The 15,086-nt window shown below is 37.5% G+C and carries 15 protein-coding genes; all 15 read left to right on the plus strand.

What is annotated here, in order from left to right; all coding sequences use genetic code 11:
• The first annotated feature begins 1,144 nt into the window (after positions 1-1,144).
• The 15 genes from ACRAD_RS15180 to traF all read left to right on the plus strand — a co-directional run bounded on the left by ACRAD_RS15180 (position 1,145) and on the right by traF (position 15,071).
• Entirely contained in the window at positions 1,145-1,984 is an 840-nt protein-coding gene (locus ACRAD_RS15180) for a lytic transglycosylase domain-containing protein (protein ID WP_010699944.1), read from the plus strand.
• Positions 1,981-2,355 carry a hypothetical protein gene (locus ACRAD_RS15185; RefSeq protein ID WP_010699945.1) on the plus strand — a complete coding sequence of 125 codons (375 nt, stop codon included), beginning with the start codon at positions 1,981-1,983 and terminating at the stop codon, positions 2,353-2,355. The genes ACRAD_RS15180 and ACRAD_RS15185 overlap by 4 nt, the downstream gene beginning before the upstream one ends.
• A complete protein-coding gene (locus ACRAD_RS15190) occupies positions 2,348-3,820 on the plus strand; it encodes a GspE/PulE family protein (protein WP_052017292.1) in 1,473 nt (490 codons plus the stop codon). The genes ACRAD_RS15185 and ACRAD_RS15190 overlap by 8 nt, the downstream gene beginning before the upstream one ends.
• Complete coding sequence (locus tag ACRAD_RS15195) at positions 3,804-4,499, plus strand: thioredoxin domain-containing protein (protein ID WP_010699947.1); 696 nt, start codon at positions 3,804-3,806, stop codon at positions 4,497-4,499. The genes ACRAD_RS15190 and ACRAD_RS15195 overlap by 17 nt, the downstream gene beginning before the upstream one ends.
• Entirely contained in the window at positions 4,496-5,098 is a 603-nt protein-coding gene (locus tag ACRAD_RS15200) for an OmpA family protein (RefSeq protein WP_010699948.1), read from the plus strand. Before ACRAD_RS15195 ends, ACRAD_RS15200 begins: the two co-directional genes overlap by 4 nt.
• Before the next feature lie 12 nt (positions 5,099-5,110).
• Positions 5,111-5,398, plus strand: coding sequence for a type IV conjugative transfer system protein TraL (locus tag ACRAD_RS15205; RefSeq protein ID WP_010699949.1), 288 nt, complete (start codon positions 5,111-5,113; stop codon positions 5,396-5,398).
• On the plus strand, positions 5,395-6,021 hold the full coding sequence (locus ACRAD_RS15210) for a type IV secretion system family protein (RefSeq protein ID WP_010699950.1): 627 nt from the start codon (positions 5,395-5,397) through the stop codon (positions 6,019-6,021). Before ACRAD_RS15205 ends, ACRAD_RS15210 begins: the two co-directional genes overlap by 4 nt.
• Before the next feature lie 61 nt (positions 6,022-6,082).
• Positions 6,083-7,015, plus strand: coding sequence for a TraK domain-containing protein (locus ACRAD_RS15215; protein ID WP_170211169.1), 933 nt, complete (start codon positions 6,083-6,085; stop codon positions 7,013-7,015).
• Between the two features lie 14 nt (positions 7,016-7,029).
• Entirely contained in the window at positions 7,030-8,412 is a 1,383-nt protein-coding gene (locus tag ACRAD_RS15220; RefSeq protein ID WP_010699952.1) for a TraB/VirB10 family protein, read from the plus strand.
• Between the two features lie 2 nt (positions 8,413-8,414).
• Positions 8,415-9,077 (plus strand): type IV conjugative transfer system lipoprotein TraV, encoded by a 663-nt coding sequence (traV, locus tag ACRAD_RS15225; RefSeq protein WP_010699953.1) that lies wholly within the window; start codon positions 8,415-8,417, stop codon positions 9,075-9,077.
• A 190-nt stretch (positions 9,078-9,267) separates the two neighbouring features.
• A complete protein-coding gene (locus ACRAD_RS15230; RefSeq protein ID WP_010699954.1) occupies positions 9,268-9,657 on the plus strand; it encodes a hypothetical protein in 390 nt (129 codons plus the stop codon).
• Positions 9,658-9,853: 196 nt separating this feature from the next.
• Complete coding sequence (locus tag ACRAD_RS15235) at positions 9,854-12,424, plus strand: TraC family protein (RefSeq protein WP_010699955.1); 2,571 nt, start codon at positions 9,854-9,856, stop codon at positions 12,422-12,424.
• 12 nt (positions 12,425-12,436) lie between these two features.
• On the plus strand, positions 12,437-13,306 hold the full coding sequence (locus ACRAD_RS15240; RefSeq protein WP_010699956.1) for a hypothetical protein: 870 nt from the start codon (positions 12,437-12,439) through the stop codon (positions 13,304-13,306).
• A gap of 55 nt (positions 13,307-13,361) precedes the next feature.
• The gene (gene lepB, locus ACRAD_RS15245) at positions 13,362-13,979 is read left to right on the plus strand and encodes a signal peptidase I (RefSeq protein ID WP_010699957.1); all 618 of its coding nucleotides are present in this window, start codon (positions 13,362-13,364) and stop codon (positions 13,977-13,979) included.
• A 15-nt stretch (positions 13,980-13,994) separates the two neighbouring features.
• Positions 13,995-15,071 (plus strand): conjugal transfer protein TraF, encoded by a 1,077-nt coding sequence (traF, locus tag ACRAD_RS15250; RefSeq protein WP_010699958.1) that lies wholly within the window; start codon positions 13,995-13,997, stop codon positions 15,069-15,071.
• Positions 15,072-15,086: the final 15 nt, after the last annotated feature.

A 15,086-nucleotide genomic window follows, 5' to 3' on the forward strand; every position in this document is an offset into this window, starting at 1 on the left:
ATAGGCGTACTGATCGTTTATTAATACTGATTTATTCAGTTAATAGACAAAGACCATTATGACTAATATGGGAATCTCTCAGGTCGATTATTATACAAGGTGGCTCCTTGATATAGACTGTTTGAAGCGAAAACCTACCTTGAGTGGGCAATAAGTTTTGATTAATGAGAGAGGGAGAATTGTTGAGTAGACTTTATATATATTAATCACTCTTTAAAGAGATGTTTGATTATATAAATCCAGTCACTTCGAGCGAATAAAAACGTAAGCGGTGATGAAGCGAAAGACAATGCGGGAAATATTTAAAACCAAAGACAAGGGTTTTTAAAAGCGAGGTGTGGCAGCCTCAGTATCTATGAAATGGTACAAACTTTTTTGGCGTGGAAGAAAATCAAACCTATTACCCAAATATTAACGTGGCTGTTAATAGTTGTGGTATTTGATGATTATTCAGTAAGAAGCATTAACGGTGGCTCCGTTGTTGGTTCACGCCAACCAAATATCTTAGTTATTACTCAAACATTAATTTAATATTAATGTTGAATTAATCGCTACTAGCTATTTTTTTTAGCGGTGACGTTATTAAGCAGTAAAGTTGTTTTGCTAGCGGAATAGTGTTTTAGCGGTGACGTATTTGATCTGGGTTTTCATCTAGCGGTCCAAATGTGACTTAGCGGTGACGATGACTTATCTAGTCAAAATACTAGCGAACCTGTACTTAGCGGTGATGGAAAACATCTTGCTTTGTAACTAGCGGAAAAATGGTATTAGAAAGTCGTAGTTGTGGAACTAAAACACAACCGAAGTTTGTATCAAACTCAGTGGTGATGACAGTCGGGCATAAGCTGTCTGAACGGTTTGAGATTCGCTTCCTTTGCTCAGCAAAGAAGATGTCACAAGTTGATAACTGTGAAAGCGTACCAATACGTTTTATTGGCGTTAGGCGGTTACGTGAAACTCCAACATAAGCCCTGTTCTACATCAGTAGACAGGGCTTACCTTTTTCTATTAATTAAAAATTAATATTAAAAGAATGTTTATTATTAAAAATATTAAAATTACTATAAATAATATTTAAAATTAAAAAAATAACGATTATACTAGCCTTAATGATTTATCAAACATTATATAATTAGGTTTTAGAATGTTTCACAAAAGTTTTATTTTACCTTTTGTTTTTCTAACAACTACTGCATTCACCCAGACGGTAAGTGCAGAAATTCTTATCGTGCGTAAAGAAACCTCTGTACCTGATGCTGTCAAGTCACCGTCAGTACCTTCTGTTGCGCCGGCAAACTTTGCTGCCTCTAGCACTGTACCTGATGCTGCAAAATCAACATCTGTACCATCAATTGCGCCGGCAAACTATGTTGCATCTAGTTCTGCACCAAAGCTTGTATCGGCATCTGTAGCAACATCCATTAATGATCCTGCCAATAAATCTACTTTAACAACTACTACTCAGAAGCAGTTAATGGGAAGCGTGGCTACCCAAGAATTTAAAGCTCCGAACTATGCAACATCTGTAAGTCCTGTTAATTCAAATACCTTTAATAAAAATATTCCTCAGTACAGCAGCTCTATAAAGCTTCGTAATCCACCTCCTTACGTTGGTTGCTTCTACACTTCCTCACGCAAATACGGTGTGCCAGTTGATCTTTTGATGGCTATTGCACAGACAGAATCTTCATTTCGACATGACATTAAAGGTCAACTTGGTTGGGGTGCTGATCATGGCCTGATGCAGATCAATGATTGGTGGGTTCCTCGCCTTCGTAAAAAATTCAATATCACATTAACTGATCTTTATAACCCTTGTACCAACATTGAAGTGGCCTCGTGGATTTTGGCTCACAATTTTGTGCAGTTCGGTTATTCGTGGCGTGCTGTGGGTGCATATAACGCTGTTACCGAATATAAGCGCGTGCGCTACATCAACAAAGTTTCAGCAAACCTTAAAAAACTCCATGCGGGGCAACTATGATTTTTATACGGATGCTGATCAGTGCAGTAATCGTTCTTCTGTTTGTGATTTATTTCACCTACGTCATGTTAACTACAGATTCTTGTGAACGTATCAGTCGGGCAACCAAACCTATTCAATTGACGACCGATTTTGTGAATGTACTTGCTAAGCCATGGGCTGAACCAGAAACACTTCAATCAATTGACAATTGGAGTGCTAGAACCCGATTACGTGCGGCAATTTTATTTCGCATTCAGTTTTACTCCGAATCAGTTCCACCAGTCGTATGTGATTGGGATGCTTATAAGGACCGTGTTCTTGGAACAGATAGTTCACTTTCAGAAAAAGATGATGAAGTGAAACAAAAGCAGGGGTTGAATGATGAATGATTTTTTAAGACCAGACTTCTTCAAAGATGAAACTCTTACTGATGAAGAATATTTAAAGCGTGGTGGTGCTGATCGCATCCCTGATAACTTCATTGTTGTGGATTCAACAAATAAGAATGAAGTATTCGCGGTCAATTACTTAAATGAACTTTTTAAAGTGATGATGGAAAGCAAAGTTTCCGATATTCATTTGGAAAGTCAGGAAGTAGGAAATCTTTGCCGTGTTCGCCAAGATGGTATTCTTCATAAATATGGCCGTTTGCTTTCTGATACCGAATTTTCTTTCATTCGTAAGAAAATTTATTCTCGTGCAATGATTGAAGAATCATACGCAAAAAGTAATGCTGTTGATGCTCGTGCATGGTTACGCTATGGCAATAAACTTGATTTGCGTATTAGCTCACTTCCGACTGTAGCAGGATATACCATTGTTATTCGTCTACTGGATCAATCAAACTCAGGTCGTAAACTTGAAACGATTGAAATGACGGATGCTACTCGTGAAGCAACGCTCGATGTGATTAATTCGGCTCATGGTTTGGTACTGATCACTGGCCCGACTGGTTCTGGTAAAACTTCTACGCTTTATAGCTTTCTAAACGAAATTAACTCACCAGAGCGTAAGGTTTTCACTGTAGAGGACCCTGTTGAATACACCATTCAAGGTGTTCAACATATTAATGTTGATCGTAATATTCCTTTCGCACGCGCACTTAAAAGCGCATTACGTCAAGACCCTGACATTATTCTCGTTGGTGAAATTCGTGATAAAGAAACAGCGAAGATTGCGATTGAGGCTGCTCAAACTGGTCACTTAGTTTTATCTACACTTCATACCAACTCATCAGTCGGTGCAATCTCTCGTCTAATTGAATTGGGTATTGATCCCGCACATATTAATGAAACCTTGCTTGCTGTTAGCGCACAACGTCTGGTGCGTAAATGTAAAGATGCACGCAACATGGACCATCCAAACAATCATGAAGCTGATTGGCTGCGTAAAAACGGTTATACAAAATATATTCGACAAGCTTTCGGGCGTGGCTATTCAAAAGAAAATTATCAAGGCCGTCTACCAGTAATTGAATTCTTGGTCATTAACGATGAAATTCGTGAGCATATAGCTGCACACGACATTACTCCAATTTATGAACTGGCTCGTAAGCAACCCCAATATGAACCATTATCTGAGGCATGTTTACGTTTAGCCATGGAAGGTAAAACTTCTCTTGAAGAAGTAATCTCAATCAGTAAATCAAAATCTGGTTCTTCCATGGACGGTATGTTACTTGGCGATCGTCTACTTTCTTTAGGCTATATCACTGACTACCAACTTTCATATGCACAAAGCATTCAACGTTCAACGTCAGAAGTGAACCGTAAAAAGCTCTCAGAAATTATTCTTGAACTTCATTACTGTTCCCTTGAGCAAATCAATGAGGTGGCAGATGCGCCTGATGCTTAAGAAATCTGTACTAGCAATAGGCTTGATTGCTTTTGGTACTGTGATTCATGCACAAGATAACCTTCTGCAAACGGGTAAGGCGACTGGTATTGATCCAAAAACAAGTCAAAAAGTTGATGTGCAAATCTTTGGCCGTACAAGTGTACAGAACGAATTTAATGTAATTCGCTTCTTCTTTACTTATACCTGTGATTACGGCCAGAAGTACGATGCTGAAATGGCACAGTGGTCAAAAACACTTCCATCAAAATTCAAATATGTTCGTGTTCCAGTAATTACTCAAGAACCTAACTCTACTGTGGGTGCTTTTGCTTATTACGCTGCCTTCCAGACTGATAAGACCAAAATTAACTTATTCCAACAACATGCTTTTAATTTAATTAAAACATTAGGAAAAGACCCATCTGACCAATGGACATATTATGAAGCCGCTAAACGTGCCGGCTTAAACCTGACTACATTCAAAAAACATTGGGGAACACAACGTACTGTTCTTCTGGTGAAAAATGCCGTGATTTTGGGAGCCAAATATAAAGTGGATTACACACCAACTTTAACTGTTGGGGGTATTTACACCCTCACTCCTGAACCAATTGCAGAAAGTAAAACCTCGTTTATCGATTTTGCTAACGCAATCACTTCTAAATACATCGCTGAAAATGGAGTAGCAATTCGATGAACACTAAATACTTAAGCGGTGCGGTACTACTTGCAATTGCTTCTTTATATGGATGTGCAAGCAAAGCACCAGTACCAGAATTAAAAGTCGAAACAATACCACAGCCTTCTTTCAACATTTTGAAAGTTTATGTGGACAGTGAAGTTGTTCGCGTACAAACCACAGAACAAACTGTAGTGTGCAATGGCTGTGATCAAGTATCAGCAGGGGTTCAAGAAGAAGATGATGTTATCTGGATTCGCATGGTTCCTGCACCAGAAGAAACGATCATCGATGCTAAACACTTTGACTTTGATAAAGCTAAGTTAAAAGGCGATCTGTCTAAATTGCTTTTGATTTCAGAAAAAATGAAAGCTGATCCTACTTCTATTGCCAACATCGTAGGCCATACAGATTCAATTGGTAAGCAGAGCTATAACTACAAGCTTGGTTTAAAGCGGGCAAATGCAGTTAAACGATGGTTAGTACAGCAAGGTATTAACAGTAATCGAATCATCACAAGTAGTAAGGGTGAAACACAGCCGATCGCTACAAATAAAACTCGTGAAGGCAGAGCTTCAAATCGCCGCGCTGTTCTCACAATCAACGTTACTGAATAAAAGGGGAAACTCATGGCCTTAACTCAAATTGACATCCCTGATTCTATCGATGGTCCACCATTCTTGTTGGTGTTTGAATCGGACGAACTCAGTATCTATGTAACGATCGTCTTTGCTTGTCTATTCACCAAGACAAACATGATTGTGATGTGCATTCTCCTTTACGCATTTTCTAAGCTATATGTGAACTACAAAAAAAGATCGATGGCCGGCTTCTATATTCATTATCCGTATCGTTGGGGGATTGTTCCGTTGAATTCTTATTTTAAAAATGGATCGATTATGGAGTACAAGGAATGAAATTTAGTTTATTCAACGGAAATTGGGACCTTAGCCATAAAGTAGCTATTGTTTCATGCTGCGCTAACGTAATTCTCGGGGCGACTGTTTTAGTTCAGTCTTGGGGTCTGGCGACTAAACGTGAACGAGTAATTCTTGCGCCTCCTACAATTGATCAGGTTTATCAAATCCAGTATGACTCTGCGAATACAGCCTATTACGAATCTTTTGCTGTAGTTATTGCGGGGATTATTGGTCAAACCACGCCTCAAAATGTTGATAACACGATTAAGACTTTAAACCAGTTTTTATCTCCTGCTTTACAGCGCCAGATGTCTGAATCTTTAAGTGCATTAGTAGCCAAGCTTCCAAAAAGCAACTTCACTTCATGGTTTGTACCTCGTGAATCATCTTATGAAAAGCAAACAGGTAAGTTATTCATTTCAGGTAATTTGCATTCTTCTTTAACAGGGGCAAATGTCCAAGCAAAACCTGTTGTTTACGAGTTCATTATTAAGATGCAAAGCGGAAAACCTATCGTTACGTTCTTCGATAGTTATGAAGGCTCTAAGCCACGTACCTTGTCTTTATTGCGTAAACAAGAAAAGGCCGAAGCACAAGCTCAAGGCATAGCAGCTAAATAATAATTGGAGAAATTAAATGAAACTTAATAAGATTTTTATTGGTTTAGCTGTTGCAGTAGGGATGTCGGTAACGATCCCGATTGCTTCGGCTGATGGACAAATTTTCAGAAATGCGAAGGATATTCCTGCACCTTCAAATGGTGGGAATAATAACTATATCCCATTACCGCAGACCCAATATCAACCTGCCCCGAATTTACCTGCTAATTTTCAGTCGGGTGGTAATGTGCGTACTCAGGTTGCACAAATGCCGCATAGCTCATTGACTAATGCTTCAATGATTGCTCAACAGCCCATTTCACTTGATCAGGCAAACCTTAAGCAGCAAACAGTTCAAATTTCTAATGATGATACGCATGTTGTTCCTGTATCTGCATCGAATATGAACCGTATCTCAACACCGTTTCGTAACCCGATTGTGTTGGTTAATGGCGGTGCTAAATCAAAAGTAGTCGGTCAAGATGTTTTTCTTGTCATGGAAAGTGATCAGCCAATTGGTATTTTCATTCGTGAAGATGACAATTTAGCAAATAACAGTCCTGTAGCCTCGTTAACCTTGGTCCCGAAAGCTGTACCGCCACAAAATATCTCTATTGTTTTAGAAAATTCAATGAAAGAGCGACTAACAAATCCAAATGGCAAAATTGCTTCGGATTACACAGATGTTATTCGTCAGACGTTGGGGATGATTGCTCAGAAAAAACTACCAGATGGTTATTCTCGTTCAAATGTGAATGGAAAAGTGCTTGCTCGTATTGGTGCAGTCACGTTGCAGCCAAAAGCAATTTATTCAGGAGTTGAACATAACGTTTATGTCTACTCAGCCAAAAACGTGACTGGTCAATATGTAGAATTGAGTGAACCTTCATTTTGGCACAAAGGGGTACGAGCAGTTGCTTTTGGTGAAGGCAAAATCAAATTAGCTCCTAATGAATCTACTGAAATCTTGATCCTTGCTGATGTTGGCAATGGCGAAGATTCAATTTACGACTAATCGGAGCCATTACAATGAGCATGAAAGAAAAACTTCAAACTAGCCTTGCTGAATATAAGCAAAAATGGAATGAAACTGATCCGACTAAACGCCGAATTATCATGGCGGTTACATTCATTTCCCTTTTATCAGTACTTATTTTCTATCTGGGCGATCAGCGTGAAAAAGAAAATACAGAAAAACGTCAAGATGCAATTAATCCAAAAACGGAACTTCAAACAACTAAACTTGTTCAACCTAATGTTGGTGAAGTCGGGATTGATGATTTACGTGGTATGACTCAATCAGAATTAGAACGTCAACGATTGCAGCAAGAAGCCTTGATTCAAAACCAAGAGCAGATTGCTAATGATTATAAAAGTGGTAATCAAGCTGTAGGTCAAACTGTATCTGATCTTTCTCGTCAGTTGGCTTCTGTAACTGACGAAGTAAAGCAACTTAAATTAGGCAATCAATCAGGTGGTGCTAATGGTGTGTCGCTGCCACCATTGCAGGGTATCGATCCTAATTTAGACCAAGCTTATCAAAATCAGAACGCAGGAAGTGTACCAGATATGGGGCAAGCGCCAATGGCTGATCCTTCTTTGAATTCTGTACCTGAAAACTCTATTGATGCCCGTCCAGTTGAATCATCTGATCCGTTTCAGATTATTCGTAGCGGTAAAGATGCAAGTAAATTTCAAAGTAATGGCTATCGTAGTAGTAGCAACCCGAATGCAAAGAAAGAGGATTTATCCATACAGGCTAAATTGCTTATCTCCCATGGTCTACCAACAGGAAGTATGATCCAAGGCGTTTTAATTAATGGTATGGATGCAACAGCCGGACGGGGAAAGGGTAATGCGGTTCCTGCATTGATACGTGTAAAAAAGGATGCAGTCTTGCCTAACCGTTATATTCAGGCTGTTAAAGAATGCTTCATCATTGTATCGGGTGTGGGTAACTTGGCTACTGAACGTGCTGAAATGCGTGGCGAAACTATCTCTTGTATCTTTAAAGATGGACAAATTGTTGATGGTCCAATTTCAGCGTGGGTGGTAGGTGAAGATGGTAAATCAGGTTTACGTGGTCGTGTAGTATCAAAACAAGGTTCTGTGATTGCACGTTCCATGGTAGCCGGTGTACTTGGTGGCTTTGGTAAGCAAATGGCTCCTACTACGGTCCCATCCCTTGATATTTCAGGTGGCGATGAAACCCAATACCAAGTTCCAAATTTAGGTAATGCTTCAAAAATGGCTGTAGCTAGTGGTGTTGGTAGTGGACTTGATCGTGTAGCGAATTTTTACATGGATTTAGCTGAACAAATGGTTCCAGTGATTGAAATTGACGCAGGCCGTCAAGTTACTCTGATTTTAAACAATAAATTTAACGTATCTAAAGCAACTCAAGGAAACTAATAATGAAAATTCAAACTTTATTAACCGTCAGTGCTTTAGCTGCTTTGATGACAGCTTGTACAGGTATGCAATCTAAGTATGGATGTTCTGGATTGCCAGATGGGATCGTATGTAAATCACCAATGCAAGTTTATGAACAAACTAATAGTGATGACCGTGTAGCAGTTTACCAATCAGATTTGCAAGAAGATTCTGGTCCTAAGTCTAAATACGACAAAGGTTCGTCTAAGAAGAATCAACCAACGTCACAAGCTGAGCAGATGGTTAACTTATTTGCTAAACCACAATTTCAGGCTGCATCTTCACCAATGCCAGTACTTGAGCAACCAAAGGTTTTGCGTATCTGGGTTGCTCCGTGGAAAGACGAAAATGAAACTTTAAATTGGTCATCGTATTTATTCACTGAAATTACACCTCGCCGATGGAACTTCGGGGATTCGGTAATGCGTAATACGCCTGTTACTGCCCCTAACCAAGCTGATTATATGTCACCAAGCTCTACAACGCCGGCAACAGGCGGTGATTCTAGTCCTGCAAATGCAGAAGCTCAGGAAATTATTAACAGTGCAAATTCGGGACAACAGGGGCAGGCAAATTCAGCACAAAACCTTTCTCCTGAAATGCAGCGACAACAGCAATTGGCTGAAAATGGTAGCTTCAATTAAAGTTTGAATTAATTAAAAAAACCCGATTAATCGGGTTTTTTTAATTTCATAATATTACTATTAATAATATTAAAACATTTCCATAATTTTTTTATAATTTATCTAGTAAAATTAAAAAAACTATGTAAAATTAATAATTGCAAGTTTGAGAGTCTTGCACAAGAATTTTAGTCATTAATAAGGAATTACCATGGAATTAGTTCAAAAGAAATTCAGCATTGCTGATTTTGCTTCTCAGAAAGCAGCACGTTTAATGTCATATATTACTTTAGCTGTAGCTACCGTAATCATGTTTGCCATGATTAACGAATCAATGGCTATTTCAGTAACAGACCTTGAAGGAACATCGGGTACTGGTGCAGCAGAATCTGGTACTGTGATGAATACGCCAGTACTTTGGGTAATTAACTTCCTTGAAGGTACAGGTGGTTTATTCGCTACTGTATTAGCATTTGTTATGACTCTTTATGCTGCTGTTATTGCTAAATCATTGATGGGTATCATCATTGCAATCGGTATCGGTATCGCTGCTGTATTCGGTCCTGCAATCTTGATGTCTATCTTCGGTGCGATCATCTAAGTACAAAAAAAATAAACTCGCCATTGGCGAGTTTTTTTTTGCTTGGAGAAAATTTTAGCAATCCAAGAAATATCATTAAGTTAACGTTTGCCATAATTAAAAATAAATATTAATAAAACATTATATTTTTGTTTGGATATTTATAATAAAATAATTATAATAATTAAAATATTTTATATACAAATTCGGATGTATTATGCAAACCAAAGCTTCTATCATCGATAAGATGCTACACCGATACAGTCTGTCATCTTTAACACCAGTAATTAGCCCAACCGAAGATCATTTTTTTTACTGTGAAAATAATAAAAAGCAGTCATACGTTGGTGCTTGTTTCTTGGCAACGCCTTTAAATGGTATGGATGATCAGGGCTTCAACCTCTTTGTGAGTGCTATCTCGGTAAAGCTTCCACCGAATTCTATTATTCAAATTCAGCAAGCTGCAACTAACCATGTTGATGACCAGATCGATAGTTATTATGAAAATAACTATAATTCAATTAAAAATAATCATGGATTAAATGCAAAGCAAAAAGAAAACCTTCATTCGATCGTTTTAAAACGTACCGAATCATTAAGACAAGCTAAAATCACGCCGCCGGTTCCGGCAAATGGTATTACTTTACGTCAATCACGAATTATTGTGAGTGTAAAAATTCCTGCCGACTTACAGCTTAGTGAATACGATCTACAGCGTTGTAAAGAGCTGATATTGACTGTATATGACAGCTTACGAAGCACTACACTGCCAGATTTAAAGCAGTTAACAGTGAACGAGTATTTATCTGAATTACGCTCAATCGTTTATCCATTTGAGCCATTAGATAACACTTATGACGAATTCCAGAAAATATCCGAACAGGTGTTTAGAAAGACTACTGAAACAGATAATCGTGATCCTAATATTACGAAAATCGGGGATACACACATTTCAGTGCTGTCTGTAAGTGCATTGCCTAAGAAGAATGATATTTCTTTAACCAATATGCTTGTTGGCGATCCAATGGGTTCAACCAAACAAGTTGGATGTCCATATTTTATTAACTGCACGATCATTATTCCTGAAACGCAGGATGAAAACACCAAAATTGATTTTGACTACGCACAGACATTCGATACTGCAACGCCATGGGCTAAAAAGTTTGCTCCTAAATTGGTGGATCGTCTTGAAGGCTTAGAGTTGCTTCGTAATGCAACTAAGCGCGGCGAAATACCATGCCGTTTGTATTTTAATGTAGTTTTATTCAGTAAAGATAAGCAAAAGCTACCCCGAATCGCTACTGTTCTTCAAAGCTATTACAAATCACTTGGTTTGATTCTTGTACCTGATTCTAAAATTGTTTTACCGCTTTTTTGGAATACCTTGCCCCTATATGCAAGTATTGAGTCGCTTAAAAATACAAGCCGTACATTACGCATGACAACAGTACATGCTGCTACATTTGCCCCTCTGTTTGCTGATTTCCAGAATTTGCGCGGTAATTTTAGTCAAATCTACTATACGCGCCGTGGAAATATCTTTGGTTTCGATCCTATGGCCGGCCAGAACCATAATGGCATGATATTTGGTTCATCAGGTGGTGGTAAATCAGTATTTGGTCAAAATTTCCTTCTTCAAGAATATGAATCAGGTGCATTAATCCGAGTTTTGGATGATGGTCAATCTTATAAAAAATTATGTTATACGGTTGGCGGGTCATTCATTGAGTTTACCGACAGTAGTGATGTTTGTTTAAATCCATTTACTCTTGTTGAAAATATCAATGAAGAACTTGATCAGCTTGCACGTATAGTAAAACAGATGGCATCACCCACTACACATTTAGACGACTTTTGTATGTCTAAAATCAAGCAAGCTATTAAGTCGGTGTACAGTACCAGTGCTAAAAAAACAACGATTAGTGATATTGCTGACTTTTTATCTATCCAACCCGAAGAAGAAATTCGCAGACTCGGTAGCCAGTTATTTGAATATACAGTAGACGGTTCATACGGCAAATATTTCAACGGTGATAATAACTTAAATCTGAATGCTCAAATGGTTGTGCTTGAGCTTGAAGGCTTGAAATCAGACCCATTGCTTAAGACGGTCGTAATGATGATGGTCTGCACACGTATTCAGGCTGATATGTACCGTAACTTTAGCTATGCACGTAAATTTGTGTTGTTTGAGGAAGTGACAAGTTACTTTGAGGACCCGCTAGTAGGCGCTTTCATTGCTGACTTCTATGAGCGTGTGCGTAAGTATCGTGGCGGTTGTTGGTTGGTAACTCAGAATGCTGAGCGTATTGCTGATTCTCCTGCAATCGGGAAGGTGATGATCAATGCGAACTACATGATCTACTTACCGTATGTTGCTGAACAGATCGATGTAATGGCACAGAAGAAATTACTTAAAGACGATCCCTACATTATTAATACTTATAAATCACTTCGCTTGTCAAAAGGCGTTTATTCAGAGGCAATGATCTTTGAAACCAGTACTGAAAATATTTCAGTCATTCGTACGATTTTAAATGATTTTGAAAAGATATTATTTTCCTCAAGTGATGAATATTTCCGTCCATTCATTGAAAGAATTGATAAAGGTGAGGATATTGCTGAAATCATTGATTCGTATTTGTTGAAAGCAGAAAAGGACAAATATGAAAATAAAGCAAACTCTAATCAGGATATTAATGATCTCAAAGCTAGAATTGAAAATGGTGAGGACCTAGATCAAGTATTACTAGATTTTAAAAACAAAATTATGCGTGTGGTTGGTTAATAGGTGGATGCTATGAATGAATTAAATATTAAAAATCCAATTTTTGAGTCTGCCTATATAGATGGTCAATATTCAAAAGCAGAGGTAATTGAAACAATTGATAGTTTTATTACCCCTGAAAAATTAAATGAGTCAGATGAAACCGTACTAGGTGGTGTTTTATTCACGATCAATGATAGTGGGATAAAGAACCTTACTCTGCTTCAATTAATAAAAAAGATTGAGCTAAATAAAACTAATGCTTCTAAAGCATTACTCGCTAAAATATATTCTGTTGCTGAGATTAAATCCCAAATAGATTTAATTAAAGAGGAAAACAGAAAAGAAAATCGTAAGTTGATTATTGGCTCATGTATATTGGTATCTATTTTGGCCTTGATTCTTGCATATAAATATAACCTGATAAAGATGCCAATATCTCCGGCTACCGAAGGGGCGAAAGTAGTGGTACTGGATACTGCACGTTTGGCCTATTCTGCGACCGTTCCCTATATGAGTAAACAGCTTACTCCTGAACAAGCTCAGCAAGTTTCACTTCAATACAGAGATAACTTGCAAAAGGTTGTGCGGGAATATACTGATAATGGCTATATCATTATTAATCGTAGTGCGGTTTATGTGACTTCTGAAACAAATGACATCACAGATCAGGTTATTAAATCATTAGGATTTGAGCCTGTAGAACGTGAAAGGTTTGATGCAGATTATTCTAATCAAGAAAAATATGAGGTTTTAAAAACCTTTGCTCAAACAAATGTTAGTGATTACGAAACTGCTGCATTAAATGATGCAAATCAAGCAATAAATGCACAAGCTGAACAACAGCTAAATAATGCAGAAGTTATTACAGATAGTAATGGTCAATCCATTGATATTGAATGAACTAAATAATGCGGTCAACTGACCGCTTTTTAAAATGTATTATTGAGAATTGGCGATGAAAATTAGTTTTAGACAAAATAAAGTATATTTATTTTTGGCTTATTTATTTATGCCATTAATTTCATTCATTAGAGAGCTGTTTATTGCTTGTAAAGGTCGCCGTTTAACTGTTCTCTGGATAATTGCTATTTTTTGTTTCATTTATATCAGTAGTGATTATTATGTAAAGAAGGTTAAAGATAACTTTGGTATCGCTGTGGATATTAGTAATGTATCTTCTAATGACCATATTTTCTTTAAAGTTAATAAAGGTATTAAAACTTATTCAGAATTAAAAGTCGGTGAGTATATTTCATTTAGTTCTTCTAAATTAGAGCCTATCGTTAGTAGTAAAAGTACTATTATTAAAAAAGTAGTTGCAAAGCAAGGGGATCATATTCAGATCAAAGGACTCGAATTATTTATTAATGGTGTTAAGCGTGCTGAATTGAATCCTGCCGCTTTAGTAAAACTCAAGAAAACAGAAGCTCAAATGCAAGCTGACTATATTGTTCCTCTAAATTCAGTTTTTGTTTTAGGTTCTTACTACAGATCATTTGATAGTAGGTATTGGGGTGTGTTGCCTATTAAGGAAAACACTAAAGTTGATATTGCTACGCCTATATTATTTTAACTTGGAGATTAATAAGTGAAAAAATCGAAAGTACTGCTACTTTCTGCTGCATTAACTTTCCAAGTTACGCATCTTTATGCAGCTTTAACAGAACAAAGACAGCAAGCTATTAGCAATCAACCGCCAACTCAATATTCTGAAAACTTTTATGATCGTAGAAGTGAAGGGTGGTATTGGTATGAGGACCCCGAAGCTAAGAAAAAGCAGAAACCTGTTCAGCCGCCAGTAGTTGTTCAACAGCCTGTACAGCCCAAGAAGGTAGATATTTATAACCCGACTACCAACACAATCAATGAGCCGATCGTAGTACAAGCTGCTCCTGCACAACCAAAACCCCTTTCAACAGAGTGGTTGAAGGTAAATATGCCAAAAGCTTTACAAGCTGCTATGGATAATCCTACAGATGAAAATGGGCGACCAAGTAAAGAAGTTCAGACATATATGTATATGCAGAGAATTGCCTTAGACCGATCTCAGAACTTTTCAAAAGCTGCCAGTACTGTCACCCAACTTGATCCATTCCTAGATGAAACCAATCGGGTTCCAGTGGATACAGCATCTAACCGTGTTTTTGTAGCTGCTGCTGAACATGATAAAAAAATGATTCTGAAATATTTGGCTCAAACTACAGGACTTTGGTTCTTTTATGACACAAGCTGCTCTTTCTGTTCTTCTCAATATGAATTTTTAAAAGATTTTAAAGTGGATAATAATTTTAAAATATTTAATATATCTATGGACGGAAAGCGTTTGCCGAAAATGGGTAACGATGAAATAATATTACCTGATAAGGGCCAAGCAGTTAATCTCAGATTACGGATTACACCGTCAATTGTTTTATTAGCTCCACCGAACAACTTTTATGTTGTGAGCCAAGGGTTAATTACTCAAAGTTCTTTAGAATCAAAGATATTGCTTGTTGCAGAACAACAAAATCTTTTACCTAAACATTTGAAAGACAAGCTCGATCCTTATTCTAAAGGCATTATTACACCGCAGCAAATGAATCGTATGCAAGAGGTGGAAAAAGAGTTAAACGATGATCCAACAAAGATTGTTGATTATATCAAGAAAGTTGTTGGCAATGAGTAAATAAGGTTGAATAAC

The sequence above is a fragment of the Acinetobacter radioresistens DSM 6976 = NBRC 102413 = CIP 103788 genome, assembly GCF_006757745.1.
Classification (GTDB): Bacteria; Pseudomonadota; Gammaproteobacteria; order Pseudomonadales; family Moraxellaceae; genus Acinetobacter; species Acinetobacter radioresistens.